The following is a 22,921-nucleotide window of genomic DNA, read 5'->3' on the forward strand; positions in this document are numbered from 1 at the left end:
TCACGAATCTTATAGATCCCGTTGGTCGGTCGCATCTAATTCCCGCCCGGGATCCGCAGGATGCTGTCGCCGTACCATTTGATCTGCAGCGGAATTTTGGCGTCAGCGATGGACTCATCACTGACGTTTTTTCCGGTACCGTAGTTTATCTGTACCCCCGGGTCCTTGGGTATGCTGACGAGGACGACCATGCGACTTCCCGGGTGGAATTTCCAACTGGTAATGCGGCTGCTCGTAAAAGCTAGCCTGGTGCGCTTGCCGGGAACAAGTAAGTGGCGCTGGCTGCGATCCATTACATAACTGGCCCGCGCCTGGTAATTGGTGACAAACGTGTAATCGCCCCGGGCATTCAGTTCGAAGAAAGCTATGTTAAAGTCGAAATCTCTCTTGTTAGCCGAAAAGTCTAGCATGCCCGAGAATACTCCGGTAAATGAAAATCCGCGCTTGAAAGGACCGCTCAAGTACCCAGACGCAAGGTACATATCCAAACCGTTCGCCGGAGGTGTTCGATTGACATCGGAACGATCTTTAAAATCCACGGTTTGCAGAACGAAGGAACGCGGCATCGCCTTGTTGCCCAAGCGGTGAAACCTACCGTCCGGGGTTGCGTTAAGCCACAGTGACAACGCGCTGCCACCCATTGCCGCGATGCTCGGCGCGTGCTTCCACATGTTGGCGCCCATAACTTCGTAGTCGACTTTGTCGCGAAGGATGGCTGGCTTCTTAGCCCTTTTAAGGACGTAGTCGAACCATTCATAGCGCAATGTCTCGACATCAATGCGAGCGGCAGCGTCGATATCGTATCCGGCTATGTTCGTGACATCCCGTCCCACCGATGACATCGTCCCGCGTTGGGCGCGAATGTGATCATACGGACCCAGCACGAGATATTTTTCGGCGTGCGGACTGTACTTTTGGTACTCCGAGAAGTAATAGTATCCACCGACGTTCTGCCCGTTGAGATAGCCATCAACCATCAGAACCGGGATGTGAATGTGCCCGAAGCCCGCCTTGTACGGAATGAGTCCCTGCCAATAATGGTCGTAGGACGGATGATCGAGCCACCGGTCCCAGATCGGATTCGGCGTCCCGTCGATGGTGGCCATCGCCCGATACGACTTGCCGCTGAGGTACCATCTCTTTTGTAGATTTGTCCAGCGCGCCGGATCACCGGCAGAAGTCGCGTCGAGCCATTTTCCGTCGGTGACGTAAAGTGGCCAATAGTAGTCCCAACTTTCGAACACATTGGCTTCCATAGGCGTGTCGATTCCCGGCGCGTTACTTACAGCGGTCATGAGCGCCTTGAGATGAAGCGGCAAACGCTTAGCTGTGGCCCACTGCGTGAACGAGTTGTAGCTTCCGCCGAACATGCCGACGCGGCCATCGCTCCATGGTTGCGCGGCGATCCAATTGATTATCGCGGCAGCGTCCGCTCCATCGTGCTCGTAAGGCACGATGTGGGCATCCGGGCTGCAGCCCTTTCCTCGCGTAAACGCGACGGCGCCGACGTAATCGTTTGATGCCGACCGGCGTACGTCGGTAAAGGCCGTCGCTTTGTCCGCGTAGATCGTAAATTGCAGCAACGCGGGTAGGCGAATGAGTGAATGACGCGGGCGCGCGATCGTTGCGCAGATGTGTGCGCCGTCGGGCGTCTGGATGAGGAAATTCCGGTTAATGATGTAACGCCGCTCGTCGTCCTCCAAGATCAGTGCGCGGGTTAGCGTATCGAAGCTCTCATACATTTGCGCGAGTTGATAAGCGCGAATCAACGGCACCACATCTTCCAGATGCAGCGGGCTCTCGCCGCGCGCCCGTCGCAGGGCGTCCGAAAGGGACGATTGGAATGCCGGCGCGCTGAGCTCGAAGCGACGGATCACGACCGCAGCATGGCGATCGTCTAATTTTCCCAATACCTTACGGAATTCGCGTTTGAATGCCTCATTGAACGGACGGCCCGCCCTTTCGAGTTTCTTAGCAGCCACGAATATCTCGAACTGCGAGTAGTTCGTGCTCCCCCAAAGTGAGTGATCGCTCGCCCGGCGAAGCTGCTGGAGCGTCTTCTCAGCGCCATCGTAATCGCCGGCGGTGATTTGAAGGCGAAACAAGTCATCGGGATCTCTGACCCTGGCTGAGCCGCCGTGGGCAAGGGCCCCGCGGGCCAGGACGGTCATTGAAGATGCCATCGATGAGGCGCCGCCCGTTGGGAGAACGTAGTCGCGCACGGGCGCGGGGGATGCCGCTCCGAGCAGGCCAAACGCGAGAATCGCAAAGAACCTAGTCATTCGCAAATCCTACGATATGGTCGAAAGTAAGACCTCAAGAGCACATCAATTTGATAGATTTTTTCTCTTTCGGGCGGCCGCTATGCCGCTAACCACGATGAGTTTTGGCGATTTCGTCTTCGATCCGTCAGGCCGCGTCTTGCTCAAGCGCGGGCACCCCGTTCGGATGCAAGCCAAGGTGTTCGACCTGCTCGAAATTTTCATCACGCGGCCTGGAGAGTGCATCGGTCGCGCCGAGCTGTACGAGGCGCTCTGGCCGCAGTCCATCGTCGAAGAAAGCAACCTCACCCAGGCCGTCTACATGCTTCGGCGCGCTCTGGACGAGGGCGGCGATGGCAGGACGTATGTCGAGACGGCGCCCCGCCGCGGATACAAGTTTGTGCACCCACTCCGCATTCTCGGTCCGAGCACCCGCCACGGCGCCTCAAGGCTCCCGTTGTTGCGCTCGTTCTATGCGGCCGCCTGCATTCTCGCGACGGTTCTACTGGCGACATCGCCAGTAAGGACGAATTCCGTGCCCCTGGTCGGGCGCAGCGCTGCGGCGTACTCACTCGGCCAGTACCATCTAAACCTGCGCACTCGCGCAAACCTTCACAATAGTATCGCGTACTTCAAGCAAACCACCGCACTTGCACCGGCAAGCGCGTTAGGCTTCGCCGGATTGGCCGTGGCGTACGGTTTGGAAGCGGAATATGATCCGAAGGGTACACGGCGCCGTGAAATCGATGTAAGTCTGGCAGGACGCTTTTCCAAAGAAGCGCTCGCCCGCGACGCGACTGGACCCGAGGCGCAAACGGCGTCAGCTTTTTTGGCGTACCGCTTCCATCACGATCCGGAGCGTGCCGAAATGGCGTTCCAAGAAGCGCTGCGCGCAAATCCCGATTACGCCCCGGCTCATCATTTGTATGCTTTGCTGCTGTTTTCGCGTGGGGCGATCCCAGCCGCCGTGCAGCAATTAGAGTCCGCGCATAGGTCGGACCCGACGGCGGAGGTGACATTGCGCTGGCTCGGCCGAGCGTACATCTATGACCACCGCCCTGGTGAAGCGATTCGCGTCCTTCGGGAAGCGCTCGAAATCGAATCTGCCGACGTGCCGGCTCGCCTCGCGCTCGCCACAGCGCAAGCGCAAGAGGGCGATCTGAAAGGGGCGTCATCGGCACTACGAGCCCTGCGCCGCGCAATTCCAGGTTTACGAGACTACGTCTATGCTGATGAGGCGCTCGTTTTGGCTTTGATGAAGCACGGCCACGTTGAGCATTGGCAACGACAACGCGTGGAACGGCTTCTGGCCTTGCGAAGAATCGAACCGGCCGAAGCTGCCGCCTTTTATCTTTCCATCGGACAGCGCAACGCCGCAATGCACGCCCTGGAGATCGCCCGGCCGGATACCCCTCTCGCTGCCGCGCTGGAACGCTTTGATCCGCGCCTCGCAACCTTGGGAAGCGACCACCGCTTTCAGCAACTGTTTAATTGACGGAACGCGGACTTTCTGGTCTAACGTTCCTGAAGGCGACCGCGAGTTAGGCTTCAGAGTGGCGCGACCATTGCGAAGTCTCGCCGTTTGGCGAGCAGCCGGACGCCGTTGATGACAAGACGCTTGAAATGGTCGGACGCAAGGTGGGCATCAAGAGCCGCCTTATCGCGGTACTCTTCCCACAATGCGAACACATTGGGGTCGTCTTGACCGCGGCCCACCTCGAACGAAATGACACCCTCTTCCATGCGCGATGCATCGCGAAGTTCTCTAAAGATCGATGCGGCTTTGCCTGCGTCTTCGGAGGCAAAGGTGTAGTGAACGGAGTTGACGAGCATGGCGCCGGCATTCGCCGTACGCTTTCCCGGCACCAGCATGGATTTTACGCTAGCGAATAATCTTCGACGGCGGCTGCCTTCGTATTCGATAACTCCACGGTGCGGTACCCAATCACGCTCAGAAGATGGCCCGGCGGCACCATGAGTGGACCCGGCCCCGGCCCTTTACCGGGAGCCGGCTGGGGATATGCCGTCGCGGCTGCTGTCGCGAATTGAATATTCCCTTCGCTGTGCCGGACGATTTGGTGAATGTGTCCATTGAGAACGGTGACGTGATCGAAACGCCTCAACAATGCAAGCGCCTGAGCGCCATCTTCCGTCGTCCAGCCCCACTTCGGATACAACGCATACATCGGTACATGTCCGAACACGACCACCGGCGTGCTGCTGCTCACCGTTGAGAGATCCTTTTTCATCCAGTCGAGCTGTTTCTGTCCCATCTTGCCCATGACTTCGAAGTCAAAGACGTTGACGATGGCCACGAAATGCGCACCGCCCTGGTCGAACGAGAACCAGCCATCCGGGGCGTCTTGTCTGGCGAAAGCGGAGAAGAATTCTTTCGGACCCCCGATGACGTCGTGTTCGCCGGGTAGCGTAATCACGGGAGCCTTGAGGCCGCTCAAAATATCTTTCGCCGTACCGAACTGGGAAGGCTTGGAGAGCTGCGTGACGTCGCCGGTATGAACGACAAATGCGGGCTGGGTTTTCAGGCCGTTGATTCTATCCACGGTCTTCTTTAACGTTCCCGCGACATCCGGGTTCTCGGGGCGGTGGAAGCCTATGTGGCTATCGCTAATCTGCACGAAATTGAATCCACCGCCGGGCTGTTCCGCCGAGCACGCGCTTTCAGTCAGCAGACCGCCCGCGCTCAGCGTCCAAACGATTCCGGCTCCCGTCCACCCGATGTGCTCGACGAAGCTCTTACGTTTCATGTTTCCTCACATTTTCGAAGGAAGGACGATGATGATCGCTTTCATGTAGGGATGCAGCTGGCAAAAGTATCTGTACGTGCCCGGCTTGCGGAAAACGTGCGTCCACTTGTCGTTACTGTCCAGACCCTGTGAATCAAACGACTTATCGTAGGCCGTCGCTGTATGTGCTTCATTGTCGTGGTTGACGAAGGTTACGCTGTCACCCACGTGGATACGGAGCGGTGTGGGGTTGAATTTGAAATTGCGGATGTCAACCGTTCGTGTGGCCGCAGCCGCAGAGCCGGCCGTTAGCAGCATAAGCGACAAAAAGACGAGTAGCTTGTTCATTTTACGATGATAACTCCATGCATGAATGGATGGATTTTACAATGATAACTGTAACGCCCAGCCTTGGTGAATTTGTGTTGAAAGCCGTTACCCGCCGTAAGTATATTTGAGTCGAACGAATTGTTATCGGCGGTGACAGTATGCTCTTCGCCGTCATTGTTCGTAAACTTGACCGCGTCTCCGGTTCGCACCTGAATGCTTGCCGGATGAAACGCTTCGTCCTTGATGGATACTGCCGGCCCGCCCTTCGCGTAGACCGATCCGCCGACGAAAAGCATGAGGGTGATCGCGGGTGCTAGCGCGCGAAAAGCAGCGATCATTTGTTCAAGCCCTGCCACTCTGACGCTTTAACTCGCGCAACTATGACAAACGTACCGCCGGGAGCCGGTTTGAAGATGACGGCCTCTCCCTCGGCGGGTTTGAAATGCGTGATGGCCTGGATATTGAAACCGTGCGTTACGATAACATCATTCATTCCAGGCGCGGGAATTTCCGCGAGTAAAGGCCGCAGTACAGCTGCCGCCTTTGCCGCATTTGCCGCGTTCTTCGGTTTCGGCTCTCGCAAACCGGGAACCACCGAATCCACGTGACCGAACGCAAGCTCAGCCGTGTACGTCGTCCGGCAAAGCGGACTCGACAGCACCTTGTCGACTTGAATGTAGTCTTGATCGAAGGCGTTTCCGATGTTTCGAGCCATGATGCGCCCGTCATCGGTCAGGATGCGCTGCGTCCTGCAATCCTTGAGATCGACGACCGCATGATCCGGTTTCGTTTGATCAGTGGCGGCATGGCGAAAAACGATAACGTATCCGCCGTGGCGCAGGGCGCTTAGGAGGGATTTTCCCTGCAGAGTTGCTGCGGGGGATGCCGTACCCAAGGCGGCTGCCAATGCGAATACCAGCGCGCCCGAGAGAAATTGTTTCATAGGACTGGTATGCGCAATCCGGACGGTTGGATTGCCCTCAGGAAAGCCTTAAGGCCCTTCGCGGGGTCGTCTATGCGGGAGCGGCGTTCAGAAGTTCTTCCTTCATCTGCGCTAGCCGGCCGCCCAGCTCTTCCAGCTCCGATTCATCCATGAGTTCCGAAGCTTCCTTAAACATCTCGTGCTCTTCTTCGTGCACGTGATGTTTTATCAGTTCGCTCAAGACTTCCAGCTTCGCATTGTAGGTCTCGTCGGCGGCGCCGGTGGCTTCCAGTTTTTCTATCATGCTTTTTACGTTCGCATGTTCCTCAAATGCTTCGAGGACTTCTTCCGTCGCGTCGTCGTCCTTTTCCGATTTTGCTTTTTGCTTGAGCGCCGGATAGAAGATCGTCTCTTCGATCTTCGAGTGCACCCTCAGCTCCTTATCGGATCTTTTGGAACAGGTCGCGCCGCTGGTCGTGCGCCGTCTCGCTAAGATCTTGGACCTGTTGCAGCAGGGCTTCCACACCGCGGTGGTCCGCTTTCAGTAACTCAATTGCATTCATTCCGGTCCTCCCTCTCGCTCACGGGTTTTTCACCAATATGGACCGAACGAAACCGGATTCCGGGCGCTCGCTCGCCTACGACCTGCCGATAATGACTCCGGCTGCGAACACGAGCGAGCCGCCGACGATGACCTCGATTGCCGATATCCAGAAATTCGACGCAAAAAACTTGTCCATCAGCCCCGCTAAGCCCGGCTGAATGATTTGCAGCACAACGTGCTGCCGCTGCTGCGGAGTTTGCGGCGCTCGCGCGGTCTGCGCTCTGCGTAACTCCTTCGACATAGCCGCCTTATACGCTAGCGCACCACTTTATAGCGCGCTACCATTCCGCCTTGCAAATGGAAATTCACGTGACAATGGTAGAGCCAAATGCCGGGGTTGTCCGGAACCATGTCCGCAATCGTCATGCCTGCCGGCAAGACTTGTACGGCGTCGGTGCGCATGCCGTTGTTCGAAACGTCATTGCCATGCCAGTGGATCACATGGATGTCGAACGCATCGCTGGCGTCGGCCATCAGATACCAGCGCACGTGCTGACCGACGCGCGCCGTCGGCATCGGCCCCGTGCCGAAAACGAAGCCGTTGATGTTTGGGATCTCATTCGTAGGATAAAACGCGCCGAATGGATTGAACCGATCGGGAGGCGGAATCTGCTCGGCGGCTTTCGACCGTTTTAAATTCTCCGGCATGTACAAGCTCTGATTCTCATCGTCGAGCGAAAACATGGAGAACAGTTCACGATCGACATCCTTGGGCGAGCCGTCCGGGCGGGCCATCCCCTTGCGCGTAATGACCATCGGCCCGATCAACCCCGCACTAATGCCCGCGACTTCATCGACGTGGGCGTGATACATCCACAAAACCGAGCTGCCGTCCATACGATCCGGACCGGCTCGAACCGGCACGTGCCAAACATAACGGAACGTAGCACCGGGCGCGACCGAGTCGCCGCCTTTCCTAGCTAAGCTCATGCCGTCCCTATATGGCGCGCCTTCCGATGCTTTGTCGTAAAAAACGCCGTGCGCGTGAATGCTCTCCGGAAAACGCGTCGCGTTCTTAAAGTAGACGACGATCGTATCTCCAACCTCAGCGCGAATCACCGGGCCCAGCATGCCGAAATAGGGCGGTTTAGGCACGGGTTTAGTAAACGCGCGATCGGCGTACTGCACATACAGCGCCTTCGTGTAGGTCCAACCGATGTAGTCCATGGGAAATGGTTTTCTAGCCGGAGCGCCGGTGATCTGATTAGTCCCGCCCGGCGCGTAGTTCCATTGCACTTCCCGCGCGGCGATGTAGTAGGTGCGAGTCCGGGCGAGTGCCGGAGCTGCACACATGCCGAACGTGCCGATCGCGACGATCAGCAAGCTGAGAACCTTTTTCACTCTTAACTCTTTCCCGGAGACGGCGAGGGTGTTGCGGTTGACTCGGGCGGAGGCACGCCGCCACAAAGCGTCAGCAGCGACTGTTGCGCACTCTGATCGTTGTAATCGGATGGGTGAAAGTACCAAAGCAGGTACGTTGCGTTCGTGCCCTGCACCGCTGCCAGATCGGAACTTATGCCGAAGCCCGGCGGCACGCTTCCTTGGGCGTTGACCAATATTCCCGGAACGGCAGCGTCGCCGCAAAATTTCACGCGCTTTACGGACACCCGAGATTGCATCTGACCGTTCTTCATGACGGTGGTGGGCTTCACCATGTCCGCGATCGAGTTGGGCGACGGAATGCCGTGGCCTTGCAAGAGAATAATAATCTGCCACGGAGAATTTCCAAGCCAGATGCCCGCAAGTTCAGCTTCCAATCCTTTCGCCACGGGTGCAAACCCGGCCGGCGGCACGGCATCGGCCAAATCACCGTTCGGTAGCGGACAAGACGTGCGCATCGTCGTTTCGATCGTGCTGTTTGCCGCGCCGCCATTCGGCCGCGCGTACGCGCTGGCATAGGTGAGCCCGTTCTTCGAAAGCACGACGATCTCGAGAATTGCCGCACTCGTACCCTGGCCGAAGCGGATGGTCGAAATGCTGGCTTTTCCGCCGCACAACGTCGCCGGCACGGTCGACGCGCTGAACTGATTGCTCACGCTAGCTTTCGCTTTTGCCTTTGATTTGGATTTTGACTTTGACTTCGGCGGCGTGCTCGGCTTCGACAGGATCGATTTCAACTGCGCGATGCCGGCTCCGACAAAGCCCGCCGGCACAGGCAGAACCGCCTGGCCGAAGATCCCGGCGCGCGTCTTCCCGGACTTCGCCCCTTGCCACAGATTCTTGAATTCCGTCAGCGTAAATCCGCGCGGCATCTGCACCCAATTTGCGGGCGCCGTGAACGGCGCGGGTGACGGCGCAGTTGCGGTCTGCGCAAACGACGGCTGCGCGATACTTAAGACCAATGCGCAAATCGCGAGTGCGAAAAAGCTCCTCATGCGAAACCCCCAACCTCAGCAAAAGCCGCCAAGGCGCGATCCATCTCGTCCTTGGTGAGCTTGGCGCTGATTTGCACGCGGATGCGGGCGGTGCCTTCGGGTACGACCGGAAAGCCGAAACCCGTTACGAAGACGCCCTTCTTCAGGAGTCGATCGCTCATCGCGATTGCGGCAGCCGTCTCCCCAATGATGATTGGGACGATAGCGCTCTCTCCCTCGAGCGGTTTGAAGCCAAGCTTCACCAAGCGCTCGCGAAAATAGGCGACGTTGTCGCGCAGGTGCTGCACGAGCTCGGGATGCGCATCCACAAAATCGATTGCCGCCAAAGAACTGCACGCAACGGTGGCCGGTAACGCGTTCGAAAACAGCTGCGGCCGCGAACGTTGGATGAGTGTATCGATGAGCGCGTGACTGCCCGCCACGAAACCGCCCGCCGCGCCTCCCAATGCTTTTCCGAGCGTTCCGGTAATGATGTCAACTTGGCCGTCGAGTCCGAAGTGTTCGATCGTTCCGCGTCCGGTCTTGCCCATCACGCCCGTCCCGTGCGAGTCGTCCACTACTGTGACCGCATTGTACTTCTTCGCGAGCTCGACGATCTGCGGCAGCTTTGCGACGCTGCCTTCCATCGAGAAGACGCCGTCGGTAACGATGAGAATCGGCGCAGACCCCTGCAGCGCCTTGAGTTTCTCTTCCAGGTCGCGCATATCGCTATGCTTATAGCGTTCGCGCTTTGCCTTGCTCGCAAGGCGGCAGCCGTCGATGATCGACGCATGATTCAACTCGTCAGAGATAATCGCGGAGCCGTCTTCGCATATGGTTGGAAACAGGCCCGTGTTAGCATTCCAGCACGACACGTAGGTAAGTGAAGATTCTGTGCGCAGGAACTGCGCGATGCGGTCCTCGAGTTGCCGGTGAATGTCGAATGTTCCGCAGATGAAGCGCACCGACGCCGTGCCGGCGCCGTACTTGTCGAGCCCAGTTTTTCCGGCTTCGACGACTGACGGTTCATCAGACAGCCCGAGATAGTTATTGCTGGAAAGGACGATAACGTCGCCGGCTTCTTCCATGTGCACTTCGGGCGCCATCGGCGTAGTGATGTGACGCAGCGTTTTGTATGTGCCCGCCGCTTTCAGTTTTTCGATGTCGCCTTGCAGGCGCTGCTCAAAGACGGTATTCACGAGCTCCCCTTTATATCGAGAACGATCTTGGCCGCCTCGCCGCTGCGCATTAATTCGAACGCCCGGTCGAACTCGTCGAACGGTAAGACGTGTGTAATGATGGTTTGCAAATCAACACGTCCACTGCGAACGAGCTCTTCCGTTTGGTACCACGTCTCGAACATGCGGCGACCGTTGATGCCAAGGATTTGCAGGCCTTTGAAGATTACGCGGTCGGCCAGATTGATGCTGATGTTGTCCGAGGGAATCCCGAGCAAAGCCGCGGTGCCGCCATTGCGCACCGCTTGTAACCCCATATCGATCGCTTGCGGACTGCCTGACATCTCCAGCAGCACGTCGGCGCCCTCGCCGCGCGTTCGCGTCAGTACCTTCTCGACGATTTGGGGATCGTTTGCGAGAAACGTTTCGTCGGCGCCTAAATTCTTGGCCAACGCGAGTTTCGCCGGATTGACGTCCACCGCGTAGATTGCCGACGCGCCCGCCGCGCGCGCGACCAGGACCGCCATCAAGCCGATCGAGCCGACGCCGGTGATGAGTACCGACTTCACGCTCACGCCGGCAGCCATCACTGTGTGTACCGCATTGCCGAGCGGATCGAAAACTGCGGCAACGTTGTCGGGGATCGCCGGATCCAGCCTCCACACGTTGCCTTCGGGCATCGAAATATATTCGGCGAACGCGCCATCGCGATCGACGCCGATAATCTTCAGATTTTCGCAGAGATGCGCTTGGCCGGTGCGGCATAAAAAGCAGGTGCCGTCGCCGATGTGTCCCTCGGCCGACACGCGGTCGCCCACGGAAACCATGCGCACCGCCTCGCCCACGGCCGCGACGTGCCCCATGAATTCGTGGCCCACGACGAGCGGCGGCTTGATGCGGCTTTGCGCCCACGTGTCCCAGGAATAGATGTGGAGATCGCTGCCGCAGACGCCCGCCTTTTCGACGCGGATCAGCACGTCGGCCGGGCCTACCTTTGGAACGGGAACCTCGCATGCCTCAAACCCGGGTTTCGGCGCGGTTTTACAGAGCGCGCGCATCGTCTTAGGAAGCATGAAGGCCGGTCTATTCTAGACCGGCCTTATGCGCTCATTCGCCGCGCCGCGTCAGCGGTTGGTCTCTTTGACCTTCATGTGCGTGATCGGAATATACCCGAGCTTCTCCAGAACGGATTGATTGGACGCGATGAACCGGATAAAGTTCTCCACTTCAGCGGAGGGTTTGCCTTTAGTGAAGATATGTTCGTACGACCAGATCGGATACTTGCCCGTAACGATCGTACCCTCGTTCGGTGCAATGCCGTTGATCTTGAGCACGGTGACCGGCTGATTGCGCGTATACCCGAGCGCAACATACGAAACGGAACCGGGAGTCGAATTGACGGTGGTAACGACGGTACCCGAACTGTCGACCGTCAACCCCGCTTCATTGATCTTTGAAACGCCCATGATCGTCGCGCTGAAAACAGCCCGCGTTCCCGAGGCCCGCGGACGGTTGATCACGACGATTCCCTGATCGGCGCCGCCCACATCCTTCCAATTGGTGATGCGCCCCGCGAATATGCCGCGCACTTGAGCGGCCGTCAGGTTCGTCACGCGTGTCGACGGGTTAGTGATGATGGCGAATCCGACGACGGCGACTTTGTGGTCGGTCAGGCCCGAGTTGCCGGGAGCGATTATGTCGGAGTCACCGAGCTCGGCGACGCCCGACGAAGCTTGCGCGATGCCTTGATACGACCCCCCTCCGGACACGTTGATGCGTACGTCGCCGTGCTGCTGTTGGTATTGGGTTGCCGATTCTTTCACGAGCGGCAGGAGCGCGGTCGACCCGACCGCTGTGATCTGCGTGTCGGCAAGCACGCCGGTTGGAAGAACCACGACAATCATAGCGATCGCCGTCATCAGCCGTTTGAACATGAGGTGCGCCTCCTTCATTAGAAGTCGTATTCCAATTGGGTACGGTTGTACTTGAAGATCGGCGTACCGCCGAACAGCTGTGTGTTGCTTTGCGTCCGTTCCGCGTAGCGGTGGCGCAGTGAAAAACCACGATACGGGCCGGCGGCCGGCCTACGGAAAAACCAGGTGCCGTCGAGATCCGTCTCTTGCGTGGGCGAGACACCCGCTAACGAAGCGCCGTACGTGTAATATGCACGGCTTGCGATGAAACGGAATTGCTTGTCGCCGGGCTGGAACGTGACTGCGAACTTCAGTGCTTGTCCGGGGCTGCGGCGGTCAGCCATGCCTTGGCTGATGCTCGTCGTGAATAACGGATCCGTGGCGTACGAATCCGTGTACGGGCTCGCCCAGCCGCCATAATAGACGGTGGTTGTGCCATCCGGATTGCCGAAACAATTTGTCGTACCGCCGGCCGGCAAGAAGTACGGGAACGTCACGCCGGCGGCGGTCTTGATTTGGTTGTTCGAACCGCAGCTGACGCCGCCCGGCAGCGACAGCGTATCGCTGCGTTGCGGCTCGATGTTATAGGATACCGCCAGGTCGAGATTCCTTAGTGGCGTGAAGCCGGCTTGAATGCCGAACACCTGGCTGTTAATCTTGCCGGCCACAGCACGACCGGCGTTGCTTTCCGAGCCGAATTGGACGGCGACGAACGGTTTGTGCGGATTCGACCAGGCGTACTTTGCGTCCAGCCACAGCGCGTTTGCAATGTCCAAGAAGCCGTAATAGTGCAGGTTGGCGCTGAGATTACCGGCCGCGAATCCAAGGCGGGCGTACCCAAACCCCGGCGTTGTGATCGACGTCCCGCCCGGCGTGAAAATATTGGCTGCCGCTCCGGGCGCATCAACGGGGTGGCTCGTCAACAGCGTCGCGTTGTCGAAATCAGAGCTCGCGCGGCTTTCGAATCGGGCCATGTACATCACTTCCGCGTTCCAGCGCGCATTGATCCGGACCGTGGCGTCGAGACCTTGGAACGCCACCGGCTTCAGCCGCGAGTCCGATGGATTCGCCCACGGCGTAGTAACGACTTGGTTGCCCAATCGAATTGTCGCGCTCGGATCCTTGTACTGTAGATAGGCTTCGTAGAGCGTGCTCATCTCGAATCCGGGCAGCGTGTCGTCGGGATTCAGCGGTTCGCTGCCTTGCGTGATGAACGAATGCTTGCCGCACGGAAGCGAAAGGTGCGAAACCGAGGAGACGCATGCCCCGGGATTCGCGTAGAGATAGGTTGCGCCGATCGAGAACGGGCTGTTGTTAAAGCGGTAATTGGCGCGCAAGCTAACGGCCGTGTTGACCGAGCCTTGATTCATGGCTTTGAACGTGTTCGCAAACCCGCTGGCGTTTTGACGCGTAAAATCATACGATCGCACGAACCCGCCGAACGCGAATGCCGGCGGCTTGGGCGTCGGCCGATTCTTAGGCTGCGGGTCGGCGGTCGCGCCGGAAACGGCCGCACCCGCCAATGCGAAGCTGAAGCATGCAAGCGCCACGTATCGCAGATATCGCATGCCCCCATCGTAACGAGATCCTATTAAGGGGCCTTTATCATATCCTTAAGGTCTCATTGTATGAATTCGGGGCTATTTTTCGCGCCATTTAGGCGCGACGAGCCGCGGTGTACCCATGTGGAACGTACACAAGGCTCGGCGCAACGACGATGGCGCGGAAAAGAGCCCGAATTAGCCGTAGCGGCCGGTGATGTAGTCTTCTGTTCTTTTGTCGGTGGGCTTGAAGAAAATGTCGCGTGTCTTGCCCGTCTCGATCAGCTCACCCATCAGGAAGAACGCGGTGTAATCCGAGATACGCGCAGCCTGCTGCATCGAGTGTGTGACGATGACGACCGTGTACTCTTTCTTCAGTTCGCCGATCAGGTCTTCGATTTTGCTCGTCGCGATCGGGTCGAGCGCCGAAGCGGGTTCATCCATGACGATGACCTCCGGCTCGACCGCCAGCACGCGCGCGATGCACAGACGCTGCTGCTGGCCGCCCGAGAGGTCGAGTGCCGATCGGTTGAGGCGATCTTTCACCTCGTCCCACAGCGCGGCATGGCGTAGGCTGCGCTCGGCGAGGTCCATCAAGAGCTTGCGTCCGCGCACGCCGTGAATGCGCAATCCGTAGACGACGTTTTCGAAGATCGACTTCGGGAACGGATTGGCGCGCTGAAAGACCATGCCGATGCGGTGACGGATCGCCACGGGATCGACGTCTTTGGCGTAGATGTTCTCGCCATCGAGAATGACTGCGCCTTCGACGCGCACGCCCGGGGTAAGATCGTGCATCCGGTTGAGCGCGCGCACGAAGGTCGATTTGCCGCAGCCTGAGGGTCCAATCAGAGCCGTGACGCGATTCTCGCGGACGTTGAGCGAGGCGTGCTTGATCGCTTGAACCGGTCCATAATAGACGTTCAAGTCGTCAACTCGAAGCTTCGGCGCGGTCTCGGGCAGCGTCTCCGGGCCGGCAGGCATCGACATCATCGTTATCATCTTCCCATGAACCGTCTGCTTAGACCAAGCCCCAACAAGCGGGCCGATACGTTGAAGACCAGCACCATTACCAGCAAGACCAGCGCCGATCCGTTTCCAACCCGCGCGGCGTCGGGGATCAAGCTTTCGGAGTGCGTGTACCAAAGGTGGACCGAAAGCGTCTCCGCTTGATGGAATAGGCCGAAATCATATGCCGACCTTCCCGCGGAGACACTTACGCCCGCCGTGAAGATCAGCGCCGCGGTCTCACCGAAGATGCGGCCGGCGATCAAGACCACCCCCGTCGTGAGCGGCGCGATCGCGCTCGGCAACACGACTTTGGTGATGGTTTGCCACTTGGTCGCCCCCAAGGCCATCGACCCTTCGCGAAAGGCGTCCGGCACAGAATGTAACGCCTCTTGCGTCACGCGCATGAGCGCGGGCAGATTCAGCAGCGTCAGCGTGAGTGCGCCGCCAATCGCAGTGAACTTCCAATGCAGCATCGTTACGAAGAGCAAGAGGCCAAAAAGGCCCATTACAATGGAAGGCACCGTCGCGAGCGACTCGGCGCAGAATTGTACCAGCGACGTAAACAGGCCGGGGCGCGCATACTCTTGCAAGTAGATGCCGCCCGCCATTGCTATTGGCGTCGTGAAGATCAGGGTGAGTATAAGAATGTAGAACGAGTTGAATATCTCCGGCCCGACGCCGCCGCCGGCAGAGACCTCGCTGGGCGGCGAGGTGAGAAAATGCCACGAGATGACCGGCGCGCCCAGATAGAGTATGTAGCCGACGAAAAACGCCAGCAGCACGATGATGGACAGGGCGGCCGCCCACAGGACGCCCGTCATGAACGCGTCCGCTGCACGCCGCTTTCCGATGGCGTCAGCTTTCGCGCGGAACGATGCGGCAGCGGTCGCCATAACTAAACGCTTCTCCGCAATGCCAAGCGCACGGCCACGATCAGGGCCATCGCGATCAGCAATAGCAACAGCGCCATCGAAAAGAGCGAGTGATAGAGGATGGTGCCATCCTGCGCGCTGCCCATGTCCGTCACGATTTCAGTCGTCAGCGCGGCGGTCGGCGCAAGCAATCCCTTCGGCAATACCGCGCTATTTCCAATCACCATTTGCACTGCAAGCGCTTCACCGATCGCGCGCGCGATGCCCAAGATGACGGCCACCGTCAGGCCGCTGCGCGCCGCCGGGAGCAGGACGTTCCAAATGGTCTGCCAGCGCGTTGCGCCGAGTGCCATCGAGCCTTCCTGTATCGCTACCGGCACCGAACGCAATGCGTCTTCGGATAGTGAAATCACCGTCGGCAGGATCATGATAGACAGCACGATGCCGGCCGTGAGCAGTCCAAAGCCGGTTTGGCTGCCCGCATGCTCACGAACAAGCGGCACGAGCAGCGTTAAGCCCAGCCAGCCGTATACTACCGACGGAATGCCGACCAGAATCTCGATCGCGGGCTTCATCGCGCTGGCCAAACGTTTGGGAGCCAGGAGGGAGAGAAAGATTCCGACCGCCACGCCGAACGGGCCGCCGACGCAAATCGCAAAGAGCGTGATGGTGAGCGATCCGACGATGAACACCAGGGCACCCGGATGCCGATCGTCCGGAGTGAAGTTCGGCGAAAACAAAAACGTGAGGGGCGAAACGTGGTCGACGAAAAAGAGCTGCAGCCCCATGTACGCGAGGTAGACAATGAGCGCCGCCATCGCCGCGATCACAAAAGCACTCGCTGAAAAAAGCGCACCCGATGCGATACGCTCTTGGACGTGCGCGAAGCCGGTTCGACTTCGGATCAAAGCCACCTCATCGTACTTAAATCAACAATAAGGCCATCTTAAGGCAACCTTAAGAAAGATTAAGAAACGCGCGCAATCATGGGAATTCGGACGGTGAACTGCGTGCCCGCATCGAGTACCGATTCCACGGTAATAGTTCCTTCGTGCGATTCAACGATTTGTTTGACGATCGAAAGTCCCAGCCCGGCGCCCGTTACGCCGCGTGCCCGCGAACGATCCGCCACGAAAAACCGCTCGAATACATACGGGATGTCTTTGTATGGAATGCCGATGCCGGTATCGGAGACGACGATCTTGGCATACCCGTCTTCCACGTCCAAATCCACCGTGACCGATCCGCCTGCAGGCGTAAAGCGCAGCGCGTTGTCTATCAAGTTCACGAGAACTTGCGAGAGTTGCTGTCCGTCAGCTTCCACAATTACCGGGCGATGCGCACGCAAGTCCAGCGAAATGCGTTTGGCCACAGCCTGCCGCTGGAGCGGCTGCAGGACCGCCCGCACAACCGCCTCGAGATCAATTTCCTCGATGCGGAGCATCGGCTGCCCGGACTCGGCCCGGGCCTGCTCGAGAAACCGCTGCACGAGCCCCGCGAGGCGGTCCACTTCGCGCAACGCTTGCGGAAGAAACACTGCCCGCGCATCGTCGTCGCCGCCCTGCACCAGCGTTTCGAGCATGAGCTTCACCGACGACAGCGGGGTGCGCAATTCATGCGAGACGTTGGAAAGAAACTCTTGACGCGTGCGTTCCAGCGCCAGCTGCTCGGTTTGATCTTCGGCTAGAATCAGCGCGCCGGATATTTCGCCGCCTTCCTCATCGTCGCCGCGGCGCGAAATTCTGAGCGGATAAACCGTCACCGCATAGCTCCGATCGGTTCGCTTTCCCGTAACGATGAGCGGAGCAGCTACCAGCGCTTCTCCCGCGAGCGCGGCATCGACGCGGCGCTCGAGTTCTATCGACGGAACAGCTTCGATGAGATGCAAGCCTTTGGCACGCGCGCGATCGAAACCGAAGATCGCGGCGGCCGCGCGATTGGCGAAGCGCAGGCGTTTGTTGCGGCGCAGCATGATGACGCCGAGCGGAAGCGCGCGCACCAGCGCGTCGAAGCGATCGTCCAAGCGCGCTTCGGCGCGGCTCTGCCCCTCAGGCGGTTCGGGCGACGCTTGCGATCGTCTGAACCAGCGAATATGCTATTCCTTAAAAATGTAGCCGCGGCTGCGAACGGTGACGATGTGCCGGGGGACTTGCGCGTCCTCTTCGATCTTTTCGCGCAGCCAGCGCACGTGCACGCTGACCGTCTGCTGCTCGCCTTCGAAATCGTAGCCCCAAACTTTGTCGAGCAGCACCTGGCGCGTGACGACGCGGCCGTGATTCTCCATCAGCACGCGCAGCAGAGCGAATTCCTTTGGCGCAAGCGCGACTTCTTTGCCGCGCACCGTAACGTGCTGCCGCGACGGGTCGAGCACGATTCCGCCGAGCACGATGGCTTGTTCGCGGCCAGGCGTCGTCGACGGCGACGGACGGCGTAAGCGCGCTTTGACGCGTGCCAGAAACTCGTGCAGCGCAAACGGTTTCGTGACGTAATCATCCGCCCCGAGTTCCAACGCCAGCACCTTGTCGATCTCCTGATCCTTGGCAGTCAGCATGATTATCGGCACCGAGCTCGCCTTGCGAATCTCTTTGCAGGCTTCCATGCCGTCCAGCACGGGCAGCATGATGTCGAGGATGATGAGATCCGGCTCCTCGCTTTGCGCCATTGCCACGGCAGTCCGGCCGTCGCTGGCGGTCACGACCTCGTATCCGCTGCGCTCCAAGTTGTAGCGCAGCGTTTGCAAGATCGCCGCCTCGTCGTCCACGACGAGGATTTTTTTGTTGAAGTCGGGGTGCTTGTTGAAGCTGCCCCTTTTGCTGGCCAAGGAGGTGGTCATAAAGATGTCTAGTGGAATGATTTGGCAGTTCTCAATCCAATCTTCCTTTAGGCACAGGCTGGGCAGGCACAGGGCGCCGAGGTCCTCCAGCGGCGGCGAAGGGAGCAAGCATGTTGGCACCGGTCCGCAGACCGACATTTGACGAACTGAACTTATCGACGGGGAAGCGCGTGCGGTTACACCGCTTTATGTACGAACACGGTCCCGCCAACGGAACGCTGATGCTGCTGCCGATCGATCAGGGACTCGAACACGGCCCGATCGATTTCTTCAGCAATCCGGAATCGATCGACACGGACTGGATCTACCGGCTGGCGGTCGCGGGGAATTTCTCCGGAATGGCACTGCACATCGGCCTGGCTGAGAAGTATCACAAACCATACGCGGGCAAGGTTCCGCTGATCCTCAAGATCAACGGCAAGACGAACGTCCCTCCGGACGACGAAGCGTTCAGTTCGCAAACGGCTTCGGTGGAAGACGCCGTCCGGTTAGGCGCCGACGCCGTCGGCTACACACTGTACGTCGGCAGCCCTTCGCAGGACGTTGACATCGCCCAGTGCGGCGACGTGCGCCGCGACTGCGAACGCTATGGCATGCCGCTGGTCATTTGGGCGTATCCGCGCGGCGCGGCAGTCAAATCCAAAGGTGGAATCGACTCGCTGTACGCTGTTGACTACGCGGCGCGGGTCGCATGCGAGATGGGCGCGGACGTCATCAAACTGAACGTGCCAAAATGGGACGCCGCGACCGCAAGCCAGATGCCGAAACCTTACGACACGCTGCAGCTGTCGGAGTTAGATGGATTGCGTAAAGTTGTGAAGTCGGCCGGACGGTCGCTCGTGCTGGTCTCCGGCGGCAGCAAGATCAGCGACGAAGACACGGTGCACAAAGCGCAGATGGCGATGGAAGCCGGCTGCGTCGGTTTGATCTTCGGCCGCAACATGTGGCAGCGCGACTGGGACGATGCGCTCTTGGTTGCCGGACGCATGCACGAATTGATGAAAGGCTATGGACAATAACATAGCGGAACGCGTCAACGCGGCGCTCGACAAAGTGCGCCCCGGCATTCAAATGGACGGGGGCGAAGTGTGGCTGATCAAAGTCGAGAATGAAACCGCGTTCGTGCAAATGCTAGGCGCGTGCGGAGGCTGTTCCGCAGCCAACATCACGCTCAAGGGTGCGATCGAACAAGTCGTCTGCGCCGACGTCCCCGAAATCAAAGAAGTCGTTCAGGTCTAACCGGCCGGCATGAGCGGCGGAATAGAACGAAGCCACGCTTCGTTCTTCTGCTCGGCCGCCACTCGCGCGCGAACTGCAGCTATAAACGGAACGGGCAGGTCGAGCCGGATCCTTCGCACTTCATTCGCCCTTGCGAGATCGCGATTCGCCCACGCCTCGGCTGCGAGCTCGGGCCACAAGCAAACGCTACCCGAAATGCAGCCCGCGAGGCCTTCCTCGATAACCGCCGGCAATAATTCTTCAGAGCCGGGAAGTATCGCGAACTCGGGATAGCGCGCGTGCAGCTCGCGCTCCAGCGCGAGATCGTTGGAGCTGTCCTTCATGCCGCCGATCAGGCCCGGAAACTCTTTGAGCAGCAACTCCACCAAACCGGCATGAAACGTGATGCCGCACATCCGCGGAAAGTTGTAGAGCAGAATCCCGCCCTGCGGCGGGCTTGCACCACTGAAAACGGCGTCGAAGAACTGGAGAATCCCGGTATCGGAGATGTCGCGATAGTAAAACGGCGGGATGACGAGCGCTGCGCCAAAGCCGGACGCAAAGGCAGCACGCGTGAGCGCGATCGCGTCGTGCAGCGCCGCGGCGCCCGTACCGGCCATGAACTTTTCGGCCGGCAACGCGCCGGCGACGGATTCCATGAAGCGCATCCGATCGGCGGGCGTGACGGACATCGCCTCGCCGGTCGTGCCGAGAATGTTTAGGCCGTCACAGCCGCGCTCCAACAGCGAACGATAATACGGAATCGCCAGCGAAGCGTCGGGGCGATATTCGCCGTCGAACGGCGTAAGCGTCGCGGAGTAAATGCCTCGCGGCGCGAGAGCGGCTATCGAGGAACGCCTTCGACCGTAAACGCCACGATCTCGTGCCGCTCGCGATGGCTGGTCCAGAAACGGCTGCCATCGTAGGCCAGCGACCGCGCTTTAAAAGGAACGCGGGCGACGTCTTCCGATTTTACCTTGCCGTCGCGCGCATCGATGCGCGTCAAGAAGTAGTCGTCGGTCTCTTCGTCATCGGTCGTCACCAAATAAAACAGACCCTCGACGACCACTTGCCCGCAAATGTCGTGCGGCGCAGCGATGGCGTTTCCAAAGTGGCCGGCATCGTCAAACGACATGATCTTTCGTTCATAGAATTGGCTGAGGTACAGAAGATCGCCGTCGTATGCCAAGTACGAGCCGGTGTCATCCGGACACGGAATGGCTCCGTCGTTCTTAAAACCATGACCCGGAACGAACTTGCGGATGATGCGGTGATCCTCTTCGGTCTCGGAACAAACCACGCGCAGCTCATCGCCGACCGAAACGGCACCGTAGGGCTTGCCTGGCGCCTGCGCTTCTTCGCGCACGCCCCACGTCCGCGGATCGATCGCGTAGAGCCGCTGCGTTTCGAGCGAACCCATCCACAGTAATTCTCCGTCGAACGCCAGCGCGTTCGGGCGCGGCGCCGGTGAAGGCCTCCGCGCGACCTCTTCGATCGTCTTCATGCTACGGATAGAGTCCGCGGAGCTTGGTGGCTTCGGCCACCCGGCTGACTGCGACCGCGTACGCTCCGCGGCGCATGTCAACGTCGAGACGCTGCGCATGCTCGTGGGTTTCTTTAAATGCGCGCGTCATCTTGCGCTTGAGCCGGTCGTTGATCTCGTCTTCCTCCCAGAAATTCTCTTGCAGATCTTGGACCCACTCAAAATACGAAACGCTCACGCCGCCTGCGTTTGCCAGAATGTCGGGCAGCACCATGATTCCGCGTTCGTGCAGAATCTTATCGGCGTCCGGCATCGTCGGTCCGTTGGCCGCTTCGGCCACAATTTTGGCGCGAATCTTGGGCGCGTTGTCCTTGGTGATCACTTTCTCGAGCGCAGCGGGCACCAGAACATCGCAGTCGTATTCGAGCACGTCTTTATTGTTGATACGGTCGCCACCGGTGAAACCGACCACCGAGCCGGTCTCGGCCTTGTGCGCCATCACGCCGGCGACATCCAAACCTTTGGGATTGGCGACGCCGCCCTTCGAGTCGGTGACTGCAACAACGGAGTATCCGCGTTGCGACATCAGCTCCGCCGCGTACATGCCGGCGTTTCCAAAACCTTGAATAGCAACGCGCGCGCCCTCGATCTTCAAGCCCAGCGTCGCCATCGCTTCATCCGTTACATAGAGACAGCCGCGCGCCGTCGCTTTGTCGCGTCCCAGCGAACCGCCAATCGCCACCGGCTTACCGGTGACCACGCCCGGGACCGAGTAGCCCTTCTGCATCGAATACGTGTCCATGATCCAGGCCATGATCTGCGGCGTGGTGTAAACGTCGGGCGCCGGAATGTCTTTTTCCGGCCCGATGATAATTGAAATCTCGCTCGTAAACCGGCGCGTCAGATTCTCGAGCTCTTGCATCGACATGGTTCTGGGGTCGCAGATCACGCCGCCTTTGGCGCCGCCGAACGGGATGTTCACAAGCGCGCACTTCCACGTCATCCACATGGCCAGCGCTTTGACTTCGTCGAGCGTCACGTCCGGGTGAAACCGGATGCCGCCCTTGGTCGGTCCGCGCGACATGTTGTGCTGAACGCGAAAACCTTTGAACATGCGGAACGTACCGGCGTCCATACGCGCGGGCACGGAAACTTCCAAGACGCGCTTGGGTTCGCGCAAGAACCCGTGCATCGACTCATTCAAGCCGATTAAACGGGCGACGTCGTCGAGCTGATGCTGCGCCATCTGCCAAACATTTTCGGATGACGAAACGGCAGAAAGATCCAGGGCCATACCTTTACGAGTCCTCCAAATTCCTTAGTGGGTGTGCGCGCAGCGTCCGCAATACCACACGACCGCGCCTTCGACGCTCACGGGCACCATGTGTTCGCGCACGCCCCGGCGTCCGCACTGCGCGCAAGAATACGTCTTTCCAATTGGAGGGGAGAACTGTTTCTCACCGCGCGTCAACATGTAAACGACCACCAGAATCACCACGAGAACCGTGAGCGGAGCCCACGCGAAAAACTCGTCGATAATCTGAGTCGGTATCATGCGGAAGTGAGGTTTCGCTCACTCGTCTTTGCTTCTCCTGGGAGGCACCTTTGTGGGGCCGTGGGTGGGGGCTCGATCCGCGAAATGCGCTCAAACGCCCAG

The 22,921-nt window shown here is 59.1% G+C and carries 26 protein-coding genes; 3 read left to right on the top strand and 23 right to left on the bottom strand.

The features are described from left to right. Nucleotides 1-35: 35 nt before the first annotated feature. Nucleotides 36-2,282, bottom strand: a complete 2,247-nt coding sequence (locus tag VFO29_08930; GenBank protein ID HET9393622.1) for a CocE/NonD family hydrolase — start codon at nt 2,280-2,282, stop codon at nt 36-38. A gap of 97 nt (nt 2,283-2,379) precedes the next feature. On the opposite strand from VFO29_08930, the gene VFO29_08935 reads away from it, so the two are divergent. Next, the gene (locus tag VFO29_08935; GenBank protein HET9393623.1) at nt 2,380-3,756 is read left to right on the top strand and encodes a winged helix-turn-helix domain-containing protein; all 1,377 of its coding nucleotides are present in this window, start codon (nt 2,380-2,382) and stop codon (nt 3,754-3,756) included. Between the two features lie 53 nt (nt 3,757-3,809). Here VFO29_08935 and VFO29_08940 read toward each other — a convergent pair whose 3' ends face one another. The 18 genes from VFO29_08940 to VFO29_09025 all read right to left on the bottom strand — a co-directional run bounded on the left by VFO29_08940 (nt 3,810) and on the right by VFO29_09025 (nt 18,551). Then, a complete protein-coding gene (locus tag VFO29_08940; protein HET9393624.1) occupies nt 3,810-4,133 on the bottom strand; it encodes a putative quinol monooxygenase in 324 nt (107 codons plus the stop codon). A 5-nt stretch (nt 4,134-4,138) separates the two neighbouring features. Next, the gene (locus VFO29_08945; GenBank protein HET9393625.1) at nt 4,139-5,026 is read right to left on the bottom strand and encodes a metallophosphoesterase; all 888 of its coding nucleotides are present in this window, start codon (nt 5,024-5,026) and stop codon (nt 4,139-4,141) included. 6 nt (nt 5,027-5,032) lie between these two features. After that, nucleotides 5,033-5,353 (bottom strand): cupredoxin family copper-binding protein, encoded by a 321-nt coding sequence (locus VFO29_08950; protein HET9393626.1) that lies wholly within the window; start codon nt 5,351-5,353, stop codon nt 5,033-5,035. Next, entirely contained in the window at nt 5,350-5,673 is a 324-nt protein-coding gene (locus VFO29_08955; GenBank protein ID HET9393627.1) for a cupredoxin domain-containing protein, read from the bottom strand. Before VFO29_08955 ends, VFO29_08950 begins: the two co-directional genes overlap by 4 nt. Further along, on the bottom strand, nt 5,670-6,278 hold the full coding sequence (locus VFO29_08960; GenBank protein ID HET9393628.1) for a histidine phosphatase family protein: 609 nt from the start codon (nt 6,276-6,278) through the stop codon (nt 5,670-5,672). Before VFO29_08960 ends, VFO29_08955 begins: the two co-directional genes overlap by 4 nt. Nucleotides 6,279-6,348: 70 nt before the next feature. Beyond that, the gene (locus tag VFO29_08965; protein HET9393629.1) at nt 6,349-6,687 is read right to left on the bottom strand and encodes a hemerythrin domain-containing protein; all 339 of its coding nucleotides are present in this window, start codon (nt 6,685-6,687) and stop codon (nt 6,349-6,351) included. Nucleotides 6,688-6,895: 208 nt separating this feature from the next. After that, entirely contained in the window at nt 6,896-7,102 is a 207-nt protein-coding gene (locus VFO29_08970; protein HET9393630.1) for a hypothetical protein, read from the bottom strand. Nucleotides 7,103-7,116: 14 nt separating this feature from the next. Beyond that, nucleotides 7,117-8,202 carry a multicopper oxidase domain-containing protein gene (locus VFO29_08975; GenBank protein HET9393631.1) on the bottom strand — a complete coding sequence of 362 codons (1,086 nt, stop codon included), beginning with the start codon at nt 8,200-8,202 and terminating at the stop codon, nt 7,117-7,119. Nucleotides 8,203-8,204: 2 nt separating this feature from the next. Then, nucleotides 8,205-9,236 (bottom strand): hypothetical protein, encoded by a 1,032-nt coding sequence (locus tag VFO29_08980; GenBank protein ID HET9393632.1) that lies wholly within the window; start codon nt 9,234-9,236, stop codon nt 8,205-8,207. After that, nucleotides 9,233-10,414, bottom strand: coding sequence for a glycine C-acetyltransferase (locus tag VFO29_08985; GenBank protein ID HET9393633.1), 1,182 nt, complete (start codon nt 10,412-10,414; stop codon nt 9,233-9,235). Before VFO29_08985 ends, VFO29_08980 begins: the two co-directional genes overlap by 4 nt. Beyond that, nucleotides 10,411-11,466 (bottom strand): L-threonine 3-dehydrogenase, encoded by a 1,056-nt coding sequence (tdh, locus tag VFO29_08990; protein ID HET9393634.1) that lies wholly within the window; start codon nt 11,464-11,466, stop codon nt 10,411-10,413. The genes VFO29_08985 and tdh overlap by 4 nt, the downstream gene beginning before the upstream one ends. A 51-nt stretch (nt 11,467-11,517) precedes the next feature. After that, nucleotides 11,518-12,345: a phosphate ABC transporter substrate-binding protein gene (locus VFO29_08995; GenBank protein HET9393635.1), complete on the bottom strand. Its 828-nt coding sequence runs from the start codon at nt 12,343-12,345 to the stop codon at nt 11,518-11,520. Continuing rightward, the gene (locus tag VFO29_09000) at nt 12,345-13,874 is read right to left on the bottom strand and encodes a hypothetical protein (GenBank protein ID HET9393636.1); all 1,530 of its coding nucleotides are present in this window, start codon (nt 13,872-13,874) and stop codon (nt 12,345-12,347) included. The genes VFO29_08995 and VFO29_09000 overlap by 1 nt, the downstream gene beginning before the upstream one ends. A gap of 171 nt (nt 13,875-14,045) precedes the next feature. After that, the gene (gene pstB / locus VFO29_09005; GenBank protein ID HET9393637.1) at nt 14,046-14,840 is read right to left on the bottom strand and encodes a phosphate ABC transporter ATP-binding protein PstB; all 795 of its coding nucleotides are present in this window, start codon (nt 14,838-14,840) and stop codon (nt 14,046-14,048) included. A 5-nt stretch (nt 14,841-14,845) separates the two neighbouring features. Beyond that, nucleotides 14,846-15,679 (bottom strand): phosphate ABC transporter permease PstA, encoded by an 834-nt coding sequence (gene pstA / locus VFO29_09010; protein HET9393638.1) that lies wholly within the window; start codon nt 15,677-15,679, stop codon nt 14,846-14,848. A gap of 74 nt (nt 15,680-15,753) precedes the next feature. After that, entirely contained in the window at nt 15,754-16,638 is an 885-nt protein-coding gene (gene pstC, locus VFO29_09015; GenBank protein HET9393639.1) for a phosphate ABC transporter permease subunit PstC, read from the bottom strand. 59 nt (nt 16,639-16,697) lie between these two features. Further along, complete coding sequence (locus VFO29_09020) at nt 16,698-17,753, bottom strand: ATP-binding protein (protein ID HET9393640.1); 1,056 nt, start codon at nt 17,751-17,753, stop codon at nt 16,698-16,700. 72 nt (nt 17,754-17,825) lie between these two features. Continuing rightward, a complete protein-coding gene (locus VFO29_09025) occupies nt 17,826-18,551 on the bottom strand; it encodes a response regulator transcription factor (GenBank protein HET9393641.1) in 726 nt (241 codons plus the stop codon). A 122-nt stretch (nt 18,552-18,673) separates the two neighbouring features. On the opposite strand from VFO29_09025, the gene VFO29_09030 reads away from it, so the two are divergent. Continuing rightward, nucleotides 18,674-19,582, top strand: a complete 909-nt coding sequence (locus VFO29_09030) for a hypothetical protein (GenBank protein HET9393642.1) — start codon at nt 18,674-18,676, stop codon at nt 19,580-19,582. Further along, nucleotides 19,572-19,802: a NifU family protein gene (locus VFO29_09035; protein HET9393643.1), complete on the top strand. Its 231-nt coding sequence runs from the start codon at nt 19,572-19,574 to the stop codon at nt 19,800-19,802. Before VFO29_09030 ends, VFO29_09035 begins: the two co-directional genes overlap by 11 nt. On the opposite strand, the gene VFO29_09040 is transcribed toward VFO29_09035, so the two are convergent. From VFO29_09040 to VFO29_09055, 4 genes are read right to left on the bottom strand one after another with little or no spacing between them, the layout of a single operon-like run. Then, nucleotides 19,799-20,689, bottom strand: coding sequence for a dihydrodipicolinate synthase family protein (locus tag VFO29_09040; protein ID HET9393644.1), 891 nt, complete (start codon nt 20,687-20,689; stop codon nt 19,799-19,801). The genes VFO29_09035 and VFO29_09040 overlap by 4 nt on opposite strands. After that, a complete protein-coding gene (locus tag VFO29_09045) occupies nt 20,626-21,285 on the bottom strand; it encodes a hypothetical protein (GenBank protein ID HET9393645.1) in 660 nt (219 codons plus the stop codon). Before VFO29_09045 ends, VFO29_09040 begins: the two co-directional genes overlap by 64 nt. Nucleotide 21,286: 1 nt before the next feature. Further along, nucleotides 21,287-22,558 carry a Glu/Leu/Phe/Val dehydrogenase gene (locus tag VFO29_09050; protein ID HET9393646.1) on the bottom strand — a complete coding sequence of 424 codons (1,272 nt, stop codon included), beginning with the start codon at nt 22,556-22,558 and terminating at the stop codon, nt 21,287-21,289. Between the two features lie 24 nt (nt 22,559-22,582). Further along, nucleotides 22,583-22,819 carry a hypothetical protein gene (locus VFO29_09055; GenBank protein ID HET9393647.1) on the bottom strand — a complete coding sequence of 79 codons (237 nt, stop codon included), beginning with the start codon at nt 22,817-22,819 and terminating at the stop codon, nt 22,583-22,585. Nucleotides 22,820-22,921 lie beyond the last annotated feature (102 nt).

It is taken from the genome of Candidatus Rubrimentiphilum sp. (assembly GCA_035710515.1).
Classification (GTDB): domain Bacteria; phylum Vulcanimicrobiota; class Vulcanimicrobiia; order Vulcanimicrobiales; family Vulcanimicrobiaceae; genus Rubrimentiphilum.

Coding starts and splice junctions, on each gene's coding strand:
- VFO29_08930 (HET9393622.1), bottom strand. CDS start 2,282: ATGACTAGGTTCTTTGCGATTCTCGCGTTTGGCCTGCTCGGAGCGGCA.
- VFO29_08935 (HET9393623.1), top strand. CDS start 2,380: ATGAGTTTTGGCGATTTCGTCTTCGATCCGTCAGGCCGCGTCTTGCTC.
- VFO29_08940 (HET9393624.1), bottom strand. CDS start 4,133: ATGCTGGTGCCGGGAAAGCGTACGGCGAATGCCGGCGCCATGCTCGTC.
- VFO29_08945 (HET9393625.1), bottom strand. CDS start 5,026: ATGAAACGTAAGAGCTTCGTCGAGCACATCGGGTGGACGGGAGCCGGA.
- VFO29_08950 (HET9393626.1), bottom strand. CDS start 5,353: ATGAACAAGCTACTCGTCTTTTTGTCGCTTATGCTGCTAACGGCCGGC.
- VFO29_08955 (HET9393627.1), bottom strand. CDS start 5,673: ATGATCGCTGCTTTTCGCGCGCTAGCACCCGCGATCACCCTCATGCTT.
- VFO29_08960 (HET9393628.1), bottom strand. CDS start 6,278: ATGAAACAATTTCTCTCGGGCGCGCTGGTATTCGCATTGGCAGCCGCC.
- VFO29_08970 (HET9393630.1), bottom strand. CDS start 7,102: ATGTCGAAGGAGTTACGCAGAGCGCAGACCGCGCGAGCGCCGCAAACT.
- VFO29_08980 (HET9393632.1), bottom strand. CDS start 9,236: ATGAGGAGCTTTTTCGCACTCGCGATTTGCGCATTGGTCTTAAGTATC.
- tdh (HET9393634.1), bottom strand. CDS start 11,466: ATGCTTCCTAAGACGATGCGCGCGCTCTGTAAAACCGCGCCGAAACCC.
- VFO29_08995 (HET9393635.1), bottom strand. CDS start 12,345: ATGAAGGAGGCGCACCTCATGTTCAAACGGCTGATGACGGCGATCGCT.
- VFO29_09000 (HET9393636.1), bottom strand. CDS start 13,874: ATGCGATATCTGCGATACGTGGCGCTTGCATGCTTCAGCTTCGCATTG.
- pstB (HET9393637.1), bottom strand. CDS start 14,840: ATGATGTCGATGCCTGCCGGCCCGGAGACGCTGCCCGAGACCGCGCCG.
- pstA (HET9393638.1), bottom strand. CDS start 15,679: ATGACGGGCGTCCTGTGGGCGGCCGCCCTGTCCATCATCGTGCTGCTG.
- VFO29_09030 (HET9393642.1), top strand. CDS start 18,674: ATGTTGGCACCGGTCCGCAGACCGACATTTGACGAACTGAACTTATCG.
- VFO29_09035 (HET9393643.1), top strand. CDS start 19,572: ATGGACAATAACATAGCGGAACGCGTCAACGCGGCGCTCGACAAAGTG.
- VFO29_09045 (HET9393645.1), bottom strand. CDS start 21,285: ATGAAGACGATCGAAGAGGTCGCGCGGAGGCCTTCACCGGCGCCGCGC.
- VFO29_09050 (HET9393646.1), bottom strand. CDS start 22,558: ATGGCCCTGGATCTTTCTGCCGTTTCGTCATCCGAAAATGTTTGGCAG.
- VFO29_09055 (HET9393647.1), bottom strand. CDS start 22,819: ATGATACCGACTCAGATTATCGACGAGTTTTTCGCGTGGGCTCCGCTC.